Source organism: Corynebacterium sp. HMSC034H07, assembly GCF_001815175.1.
GTDB classification, from domain to species: Bacteria; Actinomycetota; Actinomycetes; order Mycobacteriales; family Mycobacteriaceae; genus Corynebacterium; species Corynebacterium hiratae.
In genome coordinates, this window is the sequence record NZ_KV819472.1 from 1 (window position 1) to 260 (window position 260).

The 260-nt window shown below is 55.8% G+C and carries 1 protein-coding gene; it reads left to right on the top strand.

Annotated features, from left to right (window positions below; all coding sequences use genetic code 11):
- Nucleotides 1–260: YPDG domain-containing protein (locus tag HMPREF3009_RS00010; RefSeq protein ID WP_158010547.1), on the top strand; the 260-nt coding region annotated here is incomplete at both ends.

Consider the following 260-nt stretch of genomic DNA (forward strand, 5'->3'; position numbering starts at 1 on the left):
TGATGAGAACACTGGTGAGATCACCGTTACGTTCCCGGACAAGTCGAAGCTGAACAAGGACACCGTTGAGGAGTTCGATGTTCCGGTTACGGTGACCTACCCGGATGGCAGCACCGATAAGACGGATGCGAACTTCAAGCTGGATACCGATGGTGACGGTAAGCCTGACACCGAGGACGAGGATGACGATAACGACGGCATCCCGGACGAGGAAGACAGCAACCCGAAGGCTCCGAACCAGAACACGATCTTCGAGCCTG